Origin of the sequence: Yoonia sp. SS1-5 (assembly GCF_038443705.2) — a bacterium.
Taxonomy (GTDB): Bacteria; Pseudomonadota; Alphaproteobacteria; order Rhodobacterales; family Rhodobacteraceae; genus Yoonia; species Yoonia rhodophyticola.
In genome coordinates this window covers 3,795,471-3,815,300 of record NZ_CP151767.2, presented here as the reverse complement: position 1 = coordinate 3,815,300, position 19,830 = coordinate 3,795,471, and the positions used below count along the sequence as shown (strand labels likewise).

18 protein-coding genes are annotated in these 19,830 nt (G+C 57.2%); 14 read left to right on the top strand and 4 right to left on the bottom strand.

The window, feature by feature from the left end; translation table 11 throughout:
* Window positions 1-11 precede the first annotated feature (11 nt).
* Window positions 12-446 carry a peptidylprolyl isomerase gene (locus tag AABB31_RS20290; RefSeq protein ID WP_342076422.1) on the bottom strand — a complete coding sequence of 145 codons (435 nt, stop codon included), beginning with the start codon at window positions 444-446 and terminating at the stop codon, window positions 12-14.
* 128 nt (window positions 447-574) lie between these two features.
* On the opposite strand from AABB31_RS20290, the gene AABB31_RS20285 reads away from it, so the two are divergent.
* The 8 genes from AABB31_RS20285 (at window position 575) to AABB31_RS20250 (ending at window position 8,118) form a co-directional block, all read left to right on the top strand.
* A complete protein-coding gene (locus AABB31_RS20285; RefSeq protein WP_342076423.1) occupies window positions 575-1,252 on the top strand; it encodes a haloacid dehalogenase type II in 678 nt (225 codons plus the stop codon).
* Window positions 1,252-2,070, top strand: coding sequence for an alpha/beta hydrolase (locus tag AABB31_RS20280; RefSeq protein WP_342076424.1), 819 nt, complete (start codon window positions 1,252-1,254; stop codon window positions 2,068-2,070). Before AABB31_RS20285 ends, AABB31_RS20280 begins: the two co-directional genes overlap by 1 nt.
* The gene (locus AABB31_RS20275) at window positions 2,067-3,038 is read left to right on the top strand and encodes a threonine/serine dehydratase (RefSeq protein ID WP_342078929.1); all 972 of its coding nucleotides are present in this window, start codon (window positions 2,067-2,069) and stop codon (window positions 3,036-3,038) included. The genes AABB31_RS20280 and AABB31_RS20275 overlap by 4 nt, the downstream gene beginning before the upstream one ends.
* Window positions 3,035-4,234 carry an endonuclease/exonuclease/phosphatase family protein gene (locus AABB31_RS20270; protein WP_342076425.1) on the top strand — a complete coding sequence of 400 codons (1,200 nt, stop codon included), beginning with the start codon at window positions 3,035-3,037 and terminating at the stop codon, window positions 4,232-4,234. The genes AABB31_RS20275 and AABB31_RS20270 overlap by 4 nt, the downstream gene beginning before the upstream one ends.
* A 161-nt stretch (window positions 4,235-4,395) precedes the next feature.
* The gene (gene pcaD, locus AABB31_RS20265) at window positions 4,396-5,196 is read left to right on the top strand and encodes a 3-oxoadipate enol-lactonase (protein ID WP_342076426.1); all 801 of its coding nucleotides are present in this window, start codon (window positions 4,396-4,398) and stop codon (window positions 5,194-5,196) included.
* A gap of 24 nt (window positions 5,197-5,220) precedes the next feature.
* Window positions 5,221-6,444 carry a TCR/Tet family MFS transporter gene (locus tag AABB31_RS20260; RefSeq protein WP_342076427.1) on the top strand — a complete coding sequence of 408 codons (1,224 nt, stop codon included), beginning with the start codon at window positions 5,221-5,223 and terminating at the stop codon, window positions 6,442-6,444.
* A gap of 57 nt (window positions 6,445-6,501) precedes the next feature.
* Window positions 6,502-7,581, top strand: coding sequence for an alcohol dehydrogenase catalytic domain-containing protein (locus AABB31_RS20255; RefSeq protein WP_342076428.1), 1,080 nt, complete (start codon window positions 6,502-6,504; stop codon window positions 7,579-7,581).
* 72 nt (window positions 7,582-7,653) lie between these two features.
* Window positions 7,654-8,118 carry an SRPBCC family protein gene (locus AABB31_RS20250; RefSeq protein WP_342076429.1) on the top strand — a complete coding sequence of 155 codons (465 nt, stop codon included), beginning with the start codon at window positions 7,654-7,656 and terminating at the stop codon, window positions 8,116-8,118.
* Between the two features lie 361 nt (window positions 8,119-8,479).
* Here the strand turns inward: AABB31_RS20250 and AABB31_RS20245 are convergent, their stop codons facing one another.
* The 3 genes from AABB31_RS20245 to AABB31_RS20235 are packed head-to-tail and all read right to left on the bottom strand — an operon-like array spanning window position 8,480 to window position 10,093.
* Window positions 8,480-9,322 carry a tetratricopeptide repeat protein gene (locus AABB31_RS20245; protein ID WP_342076430.1) on the bottom strand — a complete coding sequence of 281 codons (843 nt, stop codon included), beginning with the start codon at window positions 9,320-9,322 and terminating at the stop codon, window positions 8,480-8,482.
* A 25-nt stretch (window positions 9,323-9,347) separates the two neighbouring features.
* Window positions 9,348-9,635, bottom strand: coding sequence for a hypothetical protein (locus AABB31_RS20240; protein ID WP_342076431.1), 288 nt, complete (start codon window positions 9,633-9,635; stop codon window positions 9,348-9,350).
* Between the two features lie 53 nt (window positions 9,636-9,688).
* Window positions 9,689-10,093 (bottom strand): transcriptional regulator, encoded by a 405-nt coding sequence (locus AABB31_RS20235; RefSeq protein ID WP_373635242.1) that lies wholly within the window; start codon window positions 10,091-10,093, stop codon window positions 9,689-9,691.
* Between the two features lie 108 nt (window positions 10,094-10,201).
* Here AABB31_RS20235 and AABB31_RS20230 point away from each other — a divergent pair, with 108 nt between their 5' ends.
* The 6 genes from AABB31_RS20230 to AABB31_RS20205 all read left to right on the top strand — a co-directional run bounded on the left by AABB31_RS20230 (window position 10,202) and on the right by AABB31_RS20205 (window position 19,720).
* Window positions 10,202-10,549: a hypothetical protein gene (locus AABB31_RS20230; RefSeq protein WP_342076433.1), complete on the top strand. Its 348-nt coding sequence runs from the start codon at window positions 10,202-10,204 to the stop codon at window positions 10,547-10,549.
* 712 nt (window positions 10,550-11,261) lie between these two features.
* The gene (locus tag AABB31_RS20225; RefSeq protein WP_373635240.1) at window positions 11,262-13,223 is read left to right on the top strand and encodes a sensor histidine kinase; all 1,962 of its coding nucleotides are present in this window, start codon (window positions 11,262-11,264) and stop codon (window positions 13,221-13,223) included.
* Between the two features lie 103 nt (window positions 13,224-13,326).
* A complete protein-coding gene (locus AABB31_RS20220) occupies window positions 13,327-13,806 on the top strand; it encodes a hypothetical protein (RefSeq protein WP_342076435.1) in 480 nt (159 codons plus the stop codon).
* Complete coding sequence (locus AABB31_RS20215; protein WP_373635239.1) at window positions 13,803-14,438, top strand: hypothetical protein; 636 nt, start codon at window positions 13,803-13,805, stop codon at window positions 14,436-14,438. The genes AABB31_RS20220 and AABB31_RS20215 overlap by 4 nt, the downstream gene beginning before the upstream one ends.
* Window positions 14,439-14,467: 29 nt before the next feature.
* A complete protein-coding gene (locus tag AABB31_RS20210) occupies window positions 14,468-17,188 on the top strand; it encodes a hypothetical protein (RefSeq protein WP_373635238.1) in 2,721 nt (906 codons plus the stop codon).
* Between the two features lie 18 nt (window positions 17,189-17,206).
* Complete coding sequence (locus tag AABB31_RS20205) at window positions 17,207-19,720, top strand: hypothetical protein (protein WP_342076439.1); 2,514 nt, start codon at window positions 17,207-17,209, stop codon at window positions 19,718-19,720.
* Window positions 19,721-19,830: the final 110 nt, after the last annotated feature.

The window sequence follows — 19,830 nt, the reverse complement described above, 5'->3', positions numbered from 1 at the left end:
CTGCGCGCGCGTCAGGTCGGGTCTATGCCCACGATCTCGATGGCAAATGTCAGGTCTTTGCCTGCGAGCGGATGATTTGCGTCCAGCACGACCTCTTCATCCGTTGCCTCAACCACAGTGACCTGCACGACCTGGCCTTGCGGCGTCTGCATCTGCAGCTGCGTGCCCGGATCCAGCGGAATATTGTCGGGAATTTCCCCGCGCGGGATCGCCTGACGGGCATCTGCATTCAAGGGACCGTAGGCTTGCGCAAAGGGAACATCCACGGTCTTCTTATCGCCCACGGCCATGCCGGGGATCGCCGCATCAAGACCGGGGATGATCTGCCCGGACCCCACGACAAATGCCAAAGGCTCGCGCCCGTCCGAGCTGTCAAAAACATCGCCATTATTTAGCGTGCCGGTGTAGTTGATGCGAACAGTGTCGCCTGCCTTGGCCTGAACCATATGTCGTATCTTTCCAATGAGGATTCGCGCGCCACGCTATGCGCCCGACGGTTGCAATGCAAACGGCTTTGCCTCTTTTCGACGGGACGTGACCGTGACACCATAGCCGCAGCAAAATGAGGGGACCCATGACCACAACAACCTGCGTTTTCGACGCTTACGGCACCCTGTTTGATGTAAACGCCGCGGCCGCCCAGGCCGCGAAAGAGCCCGCACATACCGCCCTTGCTGATGTGTGGCCGGGTGTGGCCCGGGATTGGCGCCTGAAGCAGCTGCAATATACTTGGCTGCGCGCGGTTGCAGGGCAGCATTGCGACTTTTGGCAGGTCACGCAGGACGGCCTGGACTGGGCCCTGGCCGCCAATGGGCTGGACGACGATGCGACCCGGGCCAGATTGCTGGAACTCTACTGGGAACTTGCCGCCTACCCCGAAGTCCCCGCAATGCTGAAAACCCTGAAGAACAAGGGGCTGGCAACCGCGATCTTGTCCAACGGGTCACCAGCGATGCTGGACGGTGCTGTCAGCTCGGCCGGGATCGGGGATGTCTTGGATGCGGTTCTGTCGGTCGAGGATGTGGGCGTCTTCAAACCACATGCGCGGGTCTATGACATGGTTGGCCAACGGTTTGGCTGCGCACATGACGAGGTCCTGTTTGTATCGTCAAACGGGTGGGACGCGGCAGGTGCTGCCGGATACGGATTTCAGACCGTATGGGTCAACCGGGGCGGCGAACCGGCGGATCGGCTCTATGCAAACCCGCACCATATGTTGCCTGACCTGACAAAAATCCCGGAGTATTGCTGATGCCGCAATTTCAAAGCGCCGATGGCTTGTCGCTTTATTATACGGACCAAGGTGAAGGACTGCCCGTGATCGCGCTGGCGGGCCTGACCCGGAATGGCGCAGATTTTGACCACGTCGCCCCGCATCTGCCAGTGCGGCTGATCCGGCCGGATTATCGCGGACGGGGGCAATCGGACTGGGCCGATCCCGACACCTACACTATTCCCACGGAAGCAACCGACGTACTGACCCTGATGGATCATCTTGGACTGCAAAAGGCGGCCATTCTTGGCACCTCGCGCGGCGGGCTGATCGCGATGGTCCTTGCTGCAACGGCGAAGGATCGGCTGCTGGGCGTCGCGCTCAACGATATTGGCCCGGTGATTGCGGAAACCGGGCTGGCAGTCATCAAGAACTACATCGGCAAGAACCCACCCCAAAAGACCTATATCGAGGCCGCCGAGGCCCGCGCAAAACAGTGGATCCAGTTTCAGGACGTCCCCATGGAGCGCTGGCTGGCCGAGGTCAAGGCGCATTACCGCGAAACGCCGGACGGGCTGGTGATCCGTTATGATCCCAAATTGCGGGACGCTGTCCTTGCCGCAGGCGCGCAGCCCGCGCCTGATCTTTGGCCGCTTTATACAGCACTTGAAGGGTTGCCGCTTGCACTGATCCGGGGCGAAAACTCTGACCTGCTGCGCAAAGACACCGCCGATGAGATGGCCCGGCGCAACCCGGCGCTGATCCGGGCCGAGGTGCCCGGGCGCGGCCATGTTCCTTTCCTCGACGAACCTGCGGCGCTGGCCGCCCTGACAACATGGCTGGAGATGATGGCATGAATATCGACATGATCCGGGCCGCGGCAAAACGATTGGACGGACACGCAAGGCGGACGCCAATTCTGACCTCGCCGTTTCTGGATGAGATTGCCGGACGCCGGGTGTTCGTGAAGGCCGAATGCCTGCAGCACACAGGCTCGTTCAAGTTCCGGGGCGGGTGGTCTGCTGTATCCGCCCTGGGGGAAAACGCCCGCAAGGCCGGCGTGATCGCATTTTCCAGTGGCAACCACGCACAGGGGGTGGCGCTGGCTGCGCGCGCGCATCATGCGCCAGCGGTGATCGTAATGCCTGCTGACGCACCAGCGATCAAAATCGACAATACGCGCGCCCTTGGCGCCGAGGTTGTCCTCTATGACCGGGCGACCGAGGATCGCAACGAGATCGGGGCGCGGCTGGCCAAGGACCGCGGGCTGGTCCTGATCAAACCGTTTGACGAACCGCTGGTGATCGCCGGTCAGGGTACATGCGGGCTGGAAATCGCGGCTGACATGACGGCGCAAGGGGTGACGGATGCGGATGTTGTGGTCTGCTGCGGCGGCGGCGGACTGACATCGGGGATTGCCTTGGCTTTGGCGGCAGACGCACCGGGACTGCGGGCGCGACCGGCGGAACCCGAGGGGTTTGACGATGTCACCCGGTCGCTGGTCAGCGGCAGGATCGAACGCAATGCCAAGGTCGCGGGATCAATCTGTGATGCGATCATCACCCCCGCCCCCGGGACGCTGACCTTTCCGATCATGCAGGACCATTGCGGACCGGGCATCGTCGTCAGCGAAGATGAATGCCTGCGCGCGACCGGGCTGGCCTTTGAGCGGCTCAAGATCGTTCTGGAACCGGGGGGCGCAGCGGCGCTGGCCGCGGCCTTGTTTCATCCCGATGAATTCTCGCAGGATGCGGTTGTCGCCGTTGCCACAGGCGGTAACGTAGATCCCGATATCTTTTCACGCGCATTGGATACATTGTCATGACCCGTTTCACGATTGCCAGCTTCAACGTCAAAAACCTGATCGAACCCGATCAGGAATACTACAGGTTCGAAAAATACACGCCCGAGGAATATGCGTGGAAACAAAGCTGGCTGGCCGATCAGATGCTGACGATGAACGCAGATATCGTCTGCTTTCAGGAGATTTTCAGCGAAGCCGCCCTGCGCAACGTCATCATCGAAACCGATGAACTGGGCCATGCCGCCAATGCCGAGGCCATTCCGGACAAATCCAAACGCTACTCTCGCAAAGCGATTTTCCGCAAACTTGCCTACGAGGATTACGCCGAGGCGAGCCTCGCCTTTGCGCCGAACCTCTTTGACGGCGAACCGGGGCGCAGACGGCCCGGTGTCGCCATCCTGTCCCGCTTTGGGTTTGTGGGCGAACCCGAGATCATTCAGGAACTTCCGATCCCGCTGACTATCCCCTTCAGCGATCTTGATGGCGACGATAGCGGACATTATCAGATCAAACGGCTCAGCAGGCCGGTGCTGAAAGTCAGGGTGCCAATGGGTGGCCATGTGGTGACCGTGTTCAACTGTCATCTGAAATCCAAACTGGGCGAATTGCCCAAACCCAAGGGGGCGCCCTTCCCGCCTGCGGCTGACCTCGTGAACTATGATCCGGCTGAACGCGCGCTTGGCTCATTGCGGTCCGGTTTGCGCCGCATGGCCGAAGCATGGGTGCTGCGGCAGGCCATTCTTGCAGAAATTCGTCAGGGAAACCCGGTATTGGTCACGGGCGATTTCAACGATAGCGAAAATGCGGTGTCGTCCGAAATCATCACCGGCGAGGCACCGTTCCGCAACTACGCCTGGTTACGCCGGCATGATGCCGAAACGGCCCGAGATCGTTATTCGGACGCGGATAATGACATCATTCAAGAGGCGATCGGATCGGTCAAACTGTATTCCGCCGAGAAGCTTTTTGTGCGTAAGTCATTGCGAGACATGGTTTTTACCTCCGCCTTCGGCGGCGTGTTCGAAAGTATCGACCAGGTTTTGATGTCACGTCATTTCCATCCGGACTATCCCGGCAAGATCGGCGAAATGGAATATTTCCGCGTCTTGAACGACCATCTGACGGATGGTTCACACCCCGACGCACCCTATAACAAGCTGTCCTCGGATCACGGACAGATCATGGCGCATATCGCTTTGGATGAAAAAATAGGCTAACCTGACCAAAAGTATAGGTTGCCCGACAGCACATATGTCATGTTTCTGTTGCGTGGGAGGGTTGTTTCTGATCGCCGTTGGGCTGATCGAAACAACAAGAGAGAGCCGCGCGGGGAGACAAAACCCAAGCGCGGCTTGATCTTTTTTTGGGGGTATGCGGGATGCGTGTTGAACGCGACGGCATCGGTTTGAACGTGAAAGTCGAGGGGCCGGAAAACGGCCCGGCTGTGGTCTTCGCAAATTCGCTGGGAACCAATCTGCAGCTTTGGGACGATGTTGTAGCCCGGATGCCCCCTGCCCTGCGGCTGGTCCGGTATGATCTGCGCGGGCACGGCGGCTCGGACGTGCCAGAGCCGCCTTACAGCATGGGCCAACTGGTCAGCGATGCAGAGGCGATCTGCGACGCGTGCAACATTCGTGATTGCGTGTTTGTCGGCCTGTCGGTTGGTGGCCTGATCGCGCAGGGTCTCGCGGTTAAGCGGCCTGATATCATCCGCGCGCTGGTGCTGTCGAATACGGCCGCGAAAATCGGACATCCCCTATTCTGGCAAAGCCGTATCGCCATGCTGGAAAAAGAAGGGATGCGCGGGGCGGCCGATCAGATCATGCACCGTTGGTTCGGGCGGGATTTCTATGGCACACCTGCAATGTCGCAATGGCTGGAAATGCTGATGACCGCCCCCTTGAAAGGATATATCGGCGTTTGCACCGCAATTTCCGGCACCGATTTCTTCACCCCCACCAGCGGGTTGCGCGTGCCGACATTGGGCGTCGCAGGATCCGAGGACGGGACAACCCCGCCGGATCTGGTGCGCGAAACCGTCGATCTGATCCCCGGATCGCAATTTGCGCTGATCCGCCGGGTGGGGCATCTGCCACCTGCCGAAGACCCGCAGGCCTTTGCCGAATTGCTCAATCAATTTCTGCAGGATATCGGGCATCTGCTGCCTCTTGCAAAGTAAACGGATCGGTTGAATTGTGCGGTGATGAATAACCGTCTGCCCATTACCTTCATCCTGATCAGCGTTGTGATCGACAGCATGGGCATCGGACTGATCATGCCGGTCATGCCCGACCTGATCCAGGAGGTTGAAGGCGACGGGCTGGGCGCGGCCGCGGTGTGGGGGGGCGTGCTTGCCACCATATTTGCGGCCATGCAATTTCTGTTCGGACCAACCGTTGGCAACCTGTCAGATCGCTACGGGCGGCGGCCTGTCCTGCTGATCTCGCTTGTGATCATGGCGTTCGACTACGTGCTGATGGCTGTTGCGGGGACTATCTGGTTGTTGATCATAGGCCGGATCATCGGGGGTATCACCGCAGCGACGCAATCCACGTCCGCAGCCTATATGGCCGATATCTCGGCCCCCGAGGACAAGGCCGCGAATTTCGGCCTGATCGGGGCGGCATTTGGCGTGGGCTTTGTGCTGGGGCCACTTCTGGGCGGGGTCCTGGCGGAATACGGAACCCGCGCGCCGTTCTGGGCAGCAGCCTTTCTGGCAGCGGCCAACGCAATCTTTGGGTATTTTGTCCTGCCGGAAACCGTGACCGACCGGATCAGGCGCCCGTTCGAATGGCGGCGGGCCAATCCGTTGGGTGCATTTACCAATATCGGCAAGCTGCCGGGCCTCAAGCGGCTGATGCTGATCACCTTTGTCTATACGGTTGCCTTTTTCGTCTATCCGGGCGTCTGGGCTTATTACGGGGCCGAGCGGTTCGACTGGTCGCCTGGGATGATCGGGCTGTCGTTGGGCATTTTCGGGATCGGGATCGCGGTTGTCCAGGGACTGCTGATCAAACCGATCCTGAACCGGATCGGTGAACGCAAGGCCGTGATCCTTGGCCTGTCCATCGACGTTGTCGCCTTTGTGTTGCTTGGCTTCGTCACCAATGGCTGGGTCGCGCTGGCGCTGACGCCACTGACCGCGCTGGGATCAATCGCGGGACCCGCCCTGCAGGGGATCATGTCACGCACGGCCTCGGATGATCAGCAGGGCGAATTGCAAGGCACCGTCACCTCGATCAATGCCGTCGCCACGATTGTGGCACCATTGGTTGTCACCCAGACCTTCTGGTACTTCACCGCGCCGCAAAACCCGTTCTACATGCCCGGCGCACCATTTTTGTTATCTGCGGTGCTGACGGTCTTTTGCATCTTCGTCTTCATCCAGACCCCCAGACCGACAAAACCGCGCGTTTCGGTGTCGTAAACAAACGCGGCAGGCCGCAAAACGCCCGTCAGGCTGTTGAAAAGTTCAGAGGATTCAATGCCACAAATCAAAGCCGCCGTTTGCCATGAATTTGGCGCCCCGCTCAGGATTGAGACAGTCACACTCGCAGCACCCCAAATGGGTGAAATCGAGGTCACCCTGAAGGCCTGCGCGATCTGCCATTCGGACATTTCTTATGCGGACGGCGCGTGGGGTGGCCAGCTGCCCGCAATATACGGGCATGAGGCGGCTGGACATGTCACGGCAGTTGGCGACGGGGTCCGCGGCCTGACCATCGGCGACCGGGTGGTTGTCACATTGATCCGGGCCTGCGGGGCCTGCCCCTCCTGCGCGGGCGGCAAACCGGTCATCTGCGAGACCGACAGCAGCACGGCCCCCCTGACCACAAACGACGGCACGGAAATTGTGCAGGCCATGCATACGGGCGGCTTCGCCGAACGGGTCCTGGTTGATCAAAGCCAGGTTGTGAAGCTGCCGGGTGGGGTCGGGATGGAAGCCGCCTCGCTACTGGCTTGCGGGGTGATCACGGGCGTCGGTGCTGTTGTGAATGCAGCCCAGTTGCGGGCCGGCCAGGATGTTGTGGTGATCGGTGCGGGCGGGGTTGGCCTGAATGCGATCCAGGGGGCACGGATCGCTGGCGCCCGGCGGATCGTGGCCGTTGATATGTCGCAAGAGAAACTGGACATCGCCCGTGAATTCGGGGCGACAGACGGCGTACTGGCCACCGAGGCCAAGCCGTGGCGGATTGCCAAAAAGGCGCTGGGGCGCGGTGCGGATGCCGTGCTGGTGACCGTCGGGGCGATCCCGGCCTATGACACCGCCCCGCAATATCTTGCCAATGGGGGCAAGGTCATCATGATCGGCATGCCCCATTCGGGCGCGCAATCCAGCTACGAACCGGTGATGCTGGCCGCAACCGGGCAAGGGATGGTTGGGTCCAAGATGGGCGATGTGGTCATTGCCCGTGACATCCCGTGGATGGTCGATCTTTACCTGCAAGGACGTCTGAAACTGGACGAGCTGATCTCAGGGCGCTGGTCACTTGCGCAAATCAACGAGGCGATTGCCGACACCAAAACCGGCAGTGCCAAACGCAACATTATTGTCTTTGACTGACACCCCCCTGTTTCTTGACAGCCGCCGCAGGCCGCGCCCAACATGGTGGCATTCGCCGGAAGGAGCCACCTGATGCAGCTTGATCCACAAACCGATCTGACATTCACCCGTGTTATCGACGCCGCACCTGACAAGTTATGGGCCTGCTGGACGACACCGGCACATATCAAGCATTTCTTCATTCCGAAACCACATCGGATTGAGGCCTGCGAGATTGATTTGCGCGTGGGCGGGCGTTTCAACACCACCTTCAACGTGGATGGCAATGTCATGGCCAATCAAGGGGTTTATCTGGATATCGTTCCGAACCAACGCCTCGTTTTCACCGATGGCTACAGCGAAGGCTGGAAGCCCGCGGCAGAGCCGTTTCTGACCGCTATCATCACATTTGCGGATGATGGAAATGGCGGCACGACTTACACAGCCACAGCGCGGCACCGGTCGGCAGAGGCGCGGCAGTCGCATGAAGATATGGGGTTTTTTGCGGGTTGGGGGGTCGTCGCAGATCAACTTGCCGAATATGCGAAATCTCTCTGAGCCAGGTTATAGCGTTCGACATTATACCTAAAAAATCGCTGCGCCCTTGGAACTTTTCGAGAGTGAAGCATCTGATAACTTTGACGTTCACGTTGAAAACTGCCCTTTCACCAAAAAACAGCATAGCGGACCTTTGCACAGATCGCGGCGAGGGTCTTGAAAGAGCCCATTCCGTGAATTTGGTTTTTTCGCTGCGTGCGCACGCGGCACGAATTTTGCTGCGACTGCGCGAAAAATCGTGCCGCGCCGCGTCGTGAAAAGGCGCCGTTCGTGCACGGCGCAGCAAGCCGAGGGGATCAATTGGCAGATCGCGGACGAAGCCGATATCCCGACGTGCCTTGGTTCGAGGCGGGTTGATTCGTTAGTCCTTCATCCCGGCAATGCGCATGTGGTCTAGCCAGCGGTCTAGGCTGCCGGACGCGGTCCAGACGCCCTCCCATTCTGCTCTTTGTTCTGCAATGGTAGGCTCCTTGGCTTCTGAATAGAATAATTGGTAAGCATCTTGCGCTTTGTCGACCTCGCCAAGGCATGCATAAATTTCCGCCACCATCCGCTTGGCGGCGCGTCTTTGCGCGTGCATGCTTAGCATAGCATCTCGGGCCCCTTCGCAATCGCCAATTTCCCACAGCGCCCAGCCCATCTGCCAATACACGCCGTCTCCGTGAAACGGATCGATTCCTTTTGCCGCGTTCAGACGATCGATGGCCTCCTGTGTCCTTCCGGTATACAGCATCGGAACCGTGCTGCCCGAAAGGTACTGCGTGTTGCTCGGATTTAGAGCGATGGCCTTGTCATAGGCCGCCATGGCCCCTTCCTGATTTCCCAGTTCCTGATGGACGCGGCCCAGAAGATAGTGAACCTCTGGTTCTTCTGGCGCCAGCTCGAGCGCTTTGTTTGCCATCTCTATCGCTGTTTTCAGTGCTGCGTCCGGATCAAGACCCATCCAACCAAACACCGCTGCCACCCTATGCGCGTGGCCGACGCCGATGTAGCCATATGGCGCATCCGGATCGACTTCGATGGCTTCAAGGTTCAGTCTTAAGTTATACTCGGCCACGTCTTCATTGAAGTCGGCCCGAACAGCCGCCAGCCCCTGCAGATAAAGATGTAGCGCCGTTACTTTGTCGGAATCGGCACCCGGAACCGGGCGTTCGATACGAAAACCGACGCGATTGGCGACTGTCTTGATGATCGCGTCCTGCACAGCAAAGAGATCGCCAATCTGCTATTCATCGGTGTGCCCAAAGATGCGCACCTCCGCGCGCTTCAATAAGTTGGACCGTGACATTTAGCGCGTCGCCGCTTTTTTGCTTGCTGCCCTCAAGCACGTAGTGCACGCTAAGTTCCTCGCCGATTTGACGGACGTCTGTTTCCTTGCCGCGATAGCGAAATGACGAATTTCGAGCGATCACCTCGATCAGTCGATATCGCGCCAGTTCGGTGATGATCCCCTCGGCGATGGCGTCCGACAGATAGCCCTTGTCTTCGTCGACGCTGAAATCGTCAAAGGCCAGCACAGCGATCCGAGTCGTGCCATCGCCGTGCGGAGGTTCGGGACGAAGAATGCAGATCAGGCCACGACCACAAACACGATGGCCACCGCAAGCCAGCCCAGTACCACGGCCAGCGATCCGCGCCTAGCCACCCCGCCGTTCGGCGCATTCAGCCGATAGCCTTTTTTGGGCACCGTCTCGACGATTTTCCGGTCTGTATCCCCCAGCGCCTTGCGGATATCGCCGATGCATTGAACGAGGCTGTCGTCGGTGACAAAGGTATCGGCCCAGACTATTTCGATCAGCGTTTCCTTCGCAACCAACTGGCCAGGTGTCGCGGCCAACAGCGCCAAACCCCCCGTGCTTTGGCTGCGCAGGGGGACAATTTCCCCGTTACCCGACTGTAATTCCTTGGTTTTTAGTGAAGCCCAAAAATCGCCAAGATGAATGATTTCGTCAGATTTCGTGTCGATTTCGTCCACGCTTCGGGACATCTAGGATTCCCCTCCCGCCTCCTAGCCTAGCGAACTCGCCGCCCTGCAGGCAAGAAACTCCGATCTCAGGGTTGGTACAAAACTGAGGAGAATACTATGACACGCATCGCAATTCTGGTCACCGCACTTGCCACCGCCACGAGTGCCGCCTTTGCTAAAAGCAGCATCGACGCACTCTGCGGACCCGCCCATGTGAATGAGGTCGCGGCCGCCGACGACGTGACTGCAAACCCTGATGGATTTAATATCCGTAGTCTTCAAACCCAGTTGAGCCACGGCGACCCGCGCATCCTCCCGGCCTCCGGCAACACTTTTCATCTTTGCACCGCCAGCGCGGCAACACCGGATATGGATCGCACTAAGGCGCTCCTGTTGATGAACGAACGGCGGGTCAAATACCTCTTCGTTCCCAATGAGTGCCGCAAGGGTGGATCCATATCCTAATGCTGCAAAAGCAGAGGCGCCGTTTGGCGCCTCTGAGGTTTACCATTTTCGCTGTCCAAGTTGGACGCAGAGCGGCCCAACGCCACCGCGGCACGCCTCCGCCTTCGTACCGCACGAGACCGGCCGTTGGTCGCGAACGCCAAACTCTCGATCTTTCGCCGTCGCTGTCGATCACGAGATATCTGCGCTTCGGCAGGCGACATTAACGTCGGACGCGGCGAATTCGGGCCCGGAGCCCGTACTTCCTAATGCTGCACTGAAGACCAATGTCGGCTTATCAATAGTTTAGACACAGGCGATTCTGTGATCTCTGTCTCGTTGATTCACTTGTCGAAAAAACACCGCCAAAGCGTCAATCGATGCTCTCATGACGTCAGGCTTGTCGAAGAAACCCACAATCTGCGACGCGATCTTTACTCGCAAGGCACTTGTACGCTTTACTCTGGTGTATGCTGGACGCAGTGACATTTGGGGACGTGGCGCTTGCCTACAACCCAATCCTTTGTTTTTGGACCATGAGGTCGGCTCCAAGGCGCCAATACGGCTCGCCGTTGACGCCTACGCTGTGCGATGTCGTCATAGGCTTGTGGAGAAGCGGCGGAGCAACTAACCTCCTAATTTCGCAGCAAAAACCACATATGCCTGAGAGTCAGACCTCAAGTCGCTTCATTCCCCGAAACGATTGCCGCGTGCCACTAATGGCGATCGGCGCATGAACGAAGATGCGACCTGGGCCCAGATCGCCGTCTTGCTGTCCATAACGGGCAGCGGGCTTTGTGCCGGCTTCTTCCTCGTTACGCTCTACCACGCGTTCAGCTATCGCGCCACGCATAGCAGGAACGACGCCCGCACGAACCTTGTGGGGATCGATGTCCGGATCATGATCACTGCTGCGACTTGGTTTTTTGTCGCGACGATCTTTGGCTTGTGGACCGTTTTGTCATCTACAGCGATTGCGTCCGGTGACTCCCCACCGCGGGTGGCAGGCACAACACTGCTATTCGGAACAGTCCTTTCCTTTCTCAACCTCGAACTTTTCCTCGCACTTTACCTGCCTGGCGCCGGTCTGGGCGTCCGTGTCACGCGTGTCTTTGTCCAGCGGTTCGGAAAAGGTGCGCCTGCAGACTGGCGCGTTGGCATGATTGCATTTTCATCCGGATTCATGAGTTTACTCACAGTTCGGATCGACAAACTCAATCAAAGTGGCACGCCTTCCGTTCAAAATGTCGATGCCTGGTTTGCGCTTCTTTCCCTCGTACTCCTTCTTTCGCTCGCCGTTGGCGCAGTTGCGTTTTTCGCCACCGGTCCTATCTATGAGGTCTTGGTCAGCCTCCTGAAGTACACGCTCAACATGTTAAATCTGGGAATTGTGTTTGTGCTCTGGCTTGCTGCACGCGCTATTCAGGCGGCTCCCCTCCCCATGGGATATGTGCCGAAATCGGTGGCACAAGGCGCGCTGGATGAGCTGGACCTACCCAAAGGCTACCGGACTAACACGGTACAGGACGAACTTGGGACGAATCGAAGAAGTATGATGCGACGGTCATGGCTTTGGTGGTTGGCAACGATGTTCGCCTCAGTGTTTTTTATCGGTCTTCCCTTGATCGATCGGCTTGTTTCTTCGACGGCGACCGCCCGGGTACAGCTTTCGTTCCTGGGCGCGGCGATCGTGCCCTTGGCGCTATTGGTCATGTTTCAGTTTCACCGTCGGGCCGTTGAACTTTGGCAGAATGTTGGGCTTCTAAACGCGTCATTGGTATCCCAGGAATTCGCGAGATATTCGGGCCACTATTTGAAAAACCAGTTGCCCCCAATCGACACGGCGCTCAAGACCATGGAAGATGTCTTGGATAGCCAGAAGGCAGTCGATGAGGAGACGAAGTCACTTGTTGCGCGCGGTCGCGGTCATCTGGCCCCTGCCAAGAAGAACATGGATATACTCTACGAATGGATCGAAACCACCCGGCAAAGCACGCAAGAGATGTCGCGCAATTCGCTTGCTCTTTTTTCAGCGCGAAGTTCAAAGCCTTACCCTGCCGAAGAAGTGCTGCAAGAGCTTAAAACAACTTGCGTGACACACGCTCACTTCTTCAGGAATAGGTTTCCAACGCATCGACCGCTCCAGTTCCGCGTAAAAGTCAGGATTGGGCCCGGAGACGTTTGCGAGTACGAGTTTTCCGTCGACGAGACTACAGAGGACCTCGCGACGCCCGTACCTTACGATACTACCGAAGAACAAGATCGGCGACTTCGTGCGGAACTGTCACGCTTCCAGATTGTGTACGACCACAAAATATTGTATGATGCCGTAATCAACCTACTACGCAATGCGATAGAAGCATTGGCGAAAGGTGGCGGCAGTGACCCAGACAACCCGCGTGTTACGGTATCATTTCGGCTTTGGCCCGGACACCCGCACCCGATCACAATTTCCGTGCGTGACAACGGTCCGGGTATCCCGCCTGATCGCCGGGAGTACCTTTTTGATCCGCATGTTTCCATTGGTACCAAAGAAGACAGCACAGGGGTGGGACTTTTCATGGCAAACCAGTCAATGCTTGCGATGAATGGCAGGCTTTTGCTGACGTCCGGGACCGGCACGGGCGCCCGTGTATCATTTACAAGCATCGCTCTACAGCTTCCCGCATATGCCCTCACGGAGGCGCTCACATGACGGTGTTTTTGTCGTTCGTTAATGCTTATGGTATAAAGGTTCAGTGATGATTGACTTTTTTGACGCGCAGCAAATTGTCAAATCCAGTAGGTGGTTCAGCTAGATGGTGGCTCGCGATATCACAATCGTCATCATTGACGATGACATCCGATTTGGCGAAGACCTCGCCTATCGTCTCTCGCGGATTTCCCGTTCGCGACCGCTCAAACTTTCGCCGCATGCCTACCATAGTGTCGACCTTTTTCTAAGTGATCTTAGGAAGGGGCGTTTTAGCCGGATTGACCTTGTGCTCATAGATGAAGACGCCAGAGACTTTCTGAAGAAAGGTAGTGAAAAAGGTGGTGCGAACGAAGGTTCACAGGTGATCCTTCCGCAGCTCTACGCTTTGATGAAGAGCGGAAGCGAGCCAGCGCTCGCTGATACTGTATTTGCCCTCATTTCCGGAAAGTTGGACAATTCCGAAATGGAAGAAGTCAACGTGCGGATACGCCAGATGCGTGCCATTGGAATTTGGCCAAAGGAGCGCAACCCGGAAGTTGACTTCTATTCTCGCATTCAAGATCTGTTTTCGGAGAGCGCATGACCGAGGCAACTCAAATCATTGGCAATTCGAGAACCGCTTGCCTGCTTCTCCTTTTGCAGACTTGGCGCCGTTACCTTTCAGACAGGGGGATGAACAAGGATTTCGGACTGAACACCGGACCGCGCTTCCGGCCAATGTCGCTCTTCCTGTCGATGGAACTTGTGAAGCGTGGGCACGAAGCCGCGATGTGGGTCGCACATTTCAGGAACTTTCAAACGAACTTGGGTCCAGAACTCTATCAGTCAAAGATGTTCGACAATGATATGGAATTCCTGATTGAGTGGGGGCACGTCGAAAAACCTGGTTACAACGACTCAAATTTCTCATTGACGAACAAGGGCAAACATCATCTCGACAGAGTACTGCAGGGTGATGTTCCGCTCAGTTTTGACGGCTTCCCGAACCCCTCCTCGAGCTCCACAGTCCAACGCGCCAGCCAAAATGTCGTTGCGAACATGGCCAGTCTTTCATTCGCCGAAATGCGTTTTCAACTCTTCGATGCGTCGTTCGATCTGTATCGAGAACACAAGACCAAACGCAGGAACGCATTCATAACGTTTGACAATGCGTATAAGACCTTCGATCCTTCTCTGCACTTGGGGGCGAAGGCCTTAGCTGACGAAGAATATTAAGTAGCGCCCCCGTTATTGGAGGGTGGCGCATGAGTTCCGATCCGGTCAATCTGACCAGAAACCAATTCAATACAACTATTTCAGTTCTTAAACGCATTAACATTCTCGCAAAGGCCGCCGCCAAAAGGCGCCATGAGCGGTCACGACAGGAAATCGCGCTAGGCTACCTATCTCCGCGCCGGGACCGCGATCCTGTGCCCGAGCACACGTTCAATTTTTTCGTTGTCGATGGTGAGCGCGGGACGGGCAAAAGTACCGTTGCGGCGCGGATCGCCCGATACTCAAAATATCTTCGCGACAACAAATCAGGCGACAACGCGATATGGGCCGACTTCGCGCGGATTCAAAAAGAGTTCGCCGACGACGAAAAATATGACGGTCCGGACGGCTATCACCCAGCGCACGTTCTGCCGACAATTCAGCCGGATATGACCCATGGGCGGGAAAGCGAGATGCCCGATGTAATCTTCGACATGATCCGGGGGCAATTGCAGGACATCGTGGGCCCCTCCTCCGCTGAACCCGGACCAGCCTACCGGCAGAAGTTCTATTTCGAACGACATTTGCGCGAAAACCAGGAGAACCGGCGCCGACAAGAAGACACCCGCTATGACCCAACCAAGAACGAGGCGCAGCGGCTGCTCAATGAGTTGCAAGAACGCGTCGATCCGGCCTGGACCTATGCCCGCAACATCGGGCGCGAGATGTTGAGCCGCGACAGCGTCAGCTACCGCGAATTCGTAGTGCGCAAGGGCTATTACAGTTCGCTGGCGACCGAGCGGCAACAGCTATGGCACGACTTCATCGAAGATTTTCTGGACATGAATCGCGCGGAACTTCTGATGGTCTATATGGACGATTGCGACCTGTCACCCAATGTTGCGCGTCAGACGCTGGAAGACCTGCGCATGTATTTGGCTCACCCCCGTGTGGTGTGCGTCCTCGCGATGAACATGGACGAACTATATCGCATGATGCGCGATCCGCTTCAGGAGCGTTACATCGCTTTTTTCGAAGCGACGGCGTTCATGGGGAAAAATCGCGACACGAGTGTCACAGGTTGGGCGAACCCGTATGAGCAGTTGAACAGAATTTCCCAAGATCTAAAAAAGGAAGTGGAACAGATCCATTTCTATCTTGAGAAGACCCTCCCTGTCGGGAACAGATATAAACTGCGCGCCTCGGACATCGAAGAGGTACATGCCATACTTTTCAAACCTGCCGATGACGATGACAAGGCAACGCAGGAAAGCGTCGGCAAGGAGCAGCGATTTAAAGACTTGCAAGCGACTGCCTTACGCTCCACCCCGACGATCGACGACCCCATAGCAAAGAGCGCGACCGAACGCTGGTTGTGGTGGACGCGATACCCCGACGCGATGGACGGCGTGACCCTCCGCGTCATCACAGACATCCGCGACAACTTCCAGCCAGAGAATCCACGGAAAGCTGTGGAACTGGTTTTGCAGCACTATCCGCGCGAGGCGGAATTGCGTGAGCTGGAAACCGACGATCTTTTGGCAAATTCGAGTTTCAGAGTGGATGACTTTGGAGCCGTCAATTTGGTCTGGAAAAGCCAGTTTACCGTCGAGGATCAATCGGTAAGCCCGTCGATCGCCTATTTGATGGATGCAAAAAAGTTGGCTGACAAAGATACATTACAGCAACCTCAGTTCTTAGCATCAATTTCTGCAAATATTGAGGACCGGCTTGACAATCGCGACACCGATCTCGGGTTCAAGAGTGATGCCAGCCTAGGAAACAGGTCCGGCACCCTGCCATTGAACGCCGTGGCAATATCGGACCTGAATGCGCTCGGTGTTTCTACCGACTTGGGGGAAAGGATTTTTAGTCCAGAACCACGCCGACGCCGCCCCCTGCATTTCGAGCGGCGCGAAGTGACCGATGCGGCCCTTAATGGCTCTTGGGCACGCCATGCTTGGTCGGGCCGATCAAAACCGATGGGCACAAGAGGGGCCCTTAGATATTCTCGCGCCGAGGGTAGCGACCCGCGCATCGACATGATCGATCATACGGTGATCCTTGCTGCGATGAAAGTCGCCAAGGATGGAAACATACCCAAACTCTCAAGCCAATCCATTCCCAAAGTTGTCAAGGTCGCCGCCTTTGAACTTCTGAATGAAACCGGTTCAGAAACAATGGGTGGGGCAAAGGAACACACACTCCCGCCTTGGCTAGAGAGCGACATCTCAACGCTTCTCTATCCGGACGTCGCGATAGACGAAGATGATGCTCGTATTCGCCTTACGGCGGCGATCGCCTTGGCGCGGCGGCACTGTTTTGGCGGGATGACAGGGCGCGAAGATATTGCCGACACGGACGATGCCAGATTAGCCAAAGCGATTGCGCTCTTGGGACGTCCTTTCCCGGTCGATACGTACGACAAAGACCGCCGTTACATAGATGCGCGCGACGCCGCACTGTTCGCGGCGGCTGTAGCGGACAGCGTTGAGATCTATGCCGATCATCCACGGCGCCCGGACCTCGCCGAAGCCCTTCGCAAGTGTCTCGATCGGGCCGGAGAGCATCCCGCTGTCTCCGTAATGCCGATTGTTCGCGGAACCGGTGAACGAGGAACGTTTCAGGCCCTGAGGGACGCGGTCGAGACCGCAATGGAAAGTCCCGGCGCCACCACTCCGATCCAGCGCTTCGTGATGGATATGCTCGGGGTCTCGCGCCAGCATGCGGCAGCAACACTTGATGCCCTTGACGCGCTTAATCTGGACTAACAGGCGAGGGCCACGCAGGTGTTACCGGACTTTGCCGAAATTGCCCGCCGCCTGATCGTTTTCGCCCCGCGCGTGAACGAAGGCCGGGTCTGGCTTAATCCGAAAGAGTCCGGGTACCGTGGTGATGACGTGGTTCAGTCGTTTCTGAGCTATCTGCGGAATGAATTCCGCGCGGCCCGTATGGATGATCTTGAGACCATTCTCTACAACTTCTTGATCGAAAATCCGGCGTTGCCGAACTGGTATCTCGCTACCCTTGAAGGGCTGAACATCGACATCCGGTTTGAAGGTGGCGAGCCCAAGATCCGGCCCCTCAGCACCTCCGGTCGATCCGGGATTGCAGAGAGTTGGATGGACCTGTCTGCGATCATCGATCCGGACATTCTCGTGACACTTCAGTTCACTCGCATATTCCTGCGTGAGATGCATCACGCCGATCTTGAAAACTGGGGCGTTTACTGTCGGATCAATGAGCCGCTCATTCTCGGACAGCCTATGTGGCGTCGCTTGCGGGACATTCACACGCACTTGTCAGGATGTGAACCGGCTCCGCTGGTGTGGCAAGAGCTTCTTTCGCGGCAGATAACCATCGATACTCTACCGGCCTATTCGCCGCGCAATGATGACGTTTTTGGCACGTGGCCGGAACGCCTTGATGAGCGTACCCTAATTGAGGAAGTGATGAGCGAATGGCGTCCGATCTATTCGCAACACTTACCAGACACAGCAGAGCACACCGCCTTCAATCATCAACCGCGGGCACTTTGGTCGGAGCGTTGTACGCTGCAACGTGCCTGGCTTTATCATCTTCGTAATCCCGACGACGAGTTCTTCGCGAGGTCATTTGACCGCTACATGTTCGCCAAAAACCGCTTCGTACGGCGACACATTCAATCGCCGGAGAACAACCCCGGCCTGGAGAGTTTCCGCCGCAACTTTGACAGTCTGAAGATCGTCCGACAGAACAAGTCGCCGCGCGTTGAGCGGATCCTGCTGTCGCGCTGGCGTGACTTTGTGTTCGACTCGCAAGCTCTCGATCATGTAGAACTGCGAATAGCGGCCATGCGTGACGTGGTCAGCTACCGCAGGTTTCTTACCTCCCTCCATTCCGTGTTTCGTATGACGTCGCGCAGACCACCGAGACCCGGTATACCTGGCCGCTATATGCCGCGATTTGTTGTCCACTTCATTCGCCCGCGCATTGAGGCACGCAGCGAAGCGCCCTATCTGGACATCGACCGGTTAAGACGAGACTTGGACCGTCAATTCATGAGCCTCAGGCATTTTCTCTATGACAACCCGCGCAGTTTCGCGCCTGGTGAGGCCCTAGACACAGATCGTCATCGACCGGAATTCGACGCGTCCGAACTAACCCTGGATCAGATGAGACAGCTTGTCGTCGGCGTCGATGTCGCGAATGTAGAGCGCGACACGCCGATCGAATACTACGTTCCCTATTTGAACTTCTTGCGCGGCCAGAACCTCGATGAGCAGGCAAATGAACTGCTTAACATTGGTTCGGAGTACCTCACGTCCACTGCGGCATATTATCGACAGAGCTATCAGAGCGCTCGGCAGGGTCACCTGGGGCTTACACTGCATGTCGGAGAAGATTACTTTCACCCGCTGATCGGGCTACGGGAAATCTGGAACGCAGTGAATCTCTGCAACATGATGCCGACCGACCGTCTTGGACACGCCCTAGCCCTTGGGACCGATTTCACAGTCGACGCTCTGCAAAAGGACGAAAGATATGTCGCGCCGGTCGGGCGCCTGCTCGATGCTCTTGTCTGGGCTGATCGCAGACTGGGGACTGTCGATGGCGTGGACCGGCGCGTATCCCGCATTCTTGAGGACATCATCGAACGGTCAAGTCGGGAAATCTACCAGAGGACAGTGCGCAAATCCGTGTTGTACGAGGCGATACGGCTCAGAAAATTCCCGGTGTCTGAAAAGCAACTCGAGGAAGCACCGTTTTTGCGGCTCACAGGACTTCGCGCGGACACCGAAGAGATCGACATCCTGCGCGCAGACGCTTACGACCCTGATGTGTGTCGCCGACGGGCCTTGATGCGGACCGTACCCCATGAGCTGTCGAACCCGCTTGTGACGGAAGCGTTTAACCTCATAAGAAGTGAACTGATCCGTCAGATTTGCGAAAGACGGATCGTGATTGAAGTGAACCCGTCTTCCAATCGATGTGTGGGCGGGTTCATAAGAATGAAGGACCATCCCATTCTGAAGACAAAGGTGCGAGAGAGAGGGATTCGCGTGGCGGTGAGCGCGGATGATCCGGGGAATTTCGGAACGCGTCTCGACAATGAATATGCACTGGTTGTTGAAGGTCTTCGCGAAATGGCGCTACCCGAGAGCGAGGTCGCCGACATCGTGACGGAGATCATCGTGACAAGCCACGATGCGGCCTTCGGGCGAGCGGCTTACTCCAACAATCCGGCAGATTGGACATCCGATCAGGCGGATGAGGAATTTGGCGAGTCAGTTCGCCACGATCCGCGCTCAGGTCCCGACTAGGGTGCTGCATGGCTTGGATGCCTGCAAGAATTCACCTCGCCGAATCCGAATACCGCCGCGCGCTCCAAGCGCTTAAAGCGGATGTGTACAAGCGTTTGCTCTTTGGAGAA

What these genes read in the sequence shown, in the direction of transcription:
- AABB31_RS20215 (WP_373635239.1), top strand. Translation starts at nt 13,803, where the DNA reads ATGACCGAGGCAACTCAAATCATTGGCAATTCGAGAACCGCTTGCCTG.
- AABB31_RS20270 (WP_342076425.1), top strand. Translation starts at nt 3,035, where the DNA reads ATGACCCGTTTCACGATTGCCAGCTTCAACGTCAAAAACCTGATCGAA.
- AABB31_RS20280 (WP_342076424.1), top strand. Translation starts at nt 1,252, where the DNA reads ATGCCGCAATTTCAAAGCGCCGATGGCTTGTCGCTTTATTATACGGAC.
- AABB31_RS20255 (WP_342076428.1), top strand. Translation starts at nt 6,502, where the DNA reads ATGCCACAAATCAAAGCCGCCGTTTGCCATGAATTTGGCGCCCCGCTC.
- AABB31_RS20220 (WP_342076435.1), top strand. Translation starts at nt 13,327, where the DNA reads ATGGTGGCTCGCGATATCACAATCGTCATCATTGACGATGACATCCGA.
- AABB31_RS20290 (WP_342076422.1), bottom strand. Translation starts at nt 446, where the DNA reads ATGGTTCAGGCCAAGGCAGGCGACACTGTTCGCATCAACTACACCGGC.
- AABB31_RS20275 (WP_342078929.1), top strand. Translation starts at nt 2,067, where the DNA reads ATGAATATCGACATGATCCGGGCCGCGGCAAAACGATTGGACGGACAC.
- AABB31_RS20225 (WP_373635240.1), top strand. Translation starts at nt 11,262, where the DNA reads ATGAACGAAGATGCGACCTGGGCCCAGATCGCCGTCTTGCTGTCCATA.
- AABB31_RS20210 (WP_373635238.1), top strand. Translation starts at nt 14,468, where the DNA reads ATGAGTTCCGATCCGGTCAATCTGACCAGAAACCAATTCAATACAACT.
- AABB31_RS20230 (WP_342076433.1), top strand. Translation starts at nt 10,202, where the DNA reads ATGACACGCATCGCAATTCTGGTCACCGCACTTGCCACCGCCACGAGT.
- pcaD (WP_342076426.1), top strand. Translation starts at nt 4,396, where the DNA reads ATGCGTGTTGAACGCGACGGCATCGGTTTGAACGTGAAAGTCGAGGGG.
- AABB31_RS20285 (WP_342076423.1), top strand. Translation starts at nt 575, where the DNA reads ATGACCACAACAACCTGCGTTTTCGACGCTTACGGCACCCTGTTTGAT.
- AABB31_RS20260 (WP_342076427.1), top strand. Translation starts at nt 5,221, where the DNA reads ATGAATAACCGTCTGCCCATTACCTTCATCCTGATCAGCGTTGTGATC.
- AABB31_RS20250 (WP_342076429.1), top strand. Translation starts at nt 7,654, where the DNA reads ATGCAGCTTGATCCACAAACCGATCTGACATTCACCCGTGTTATCGAC.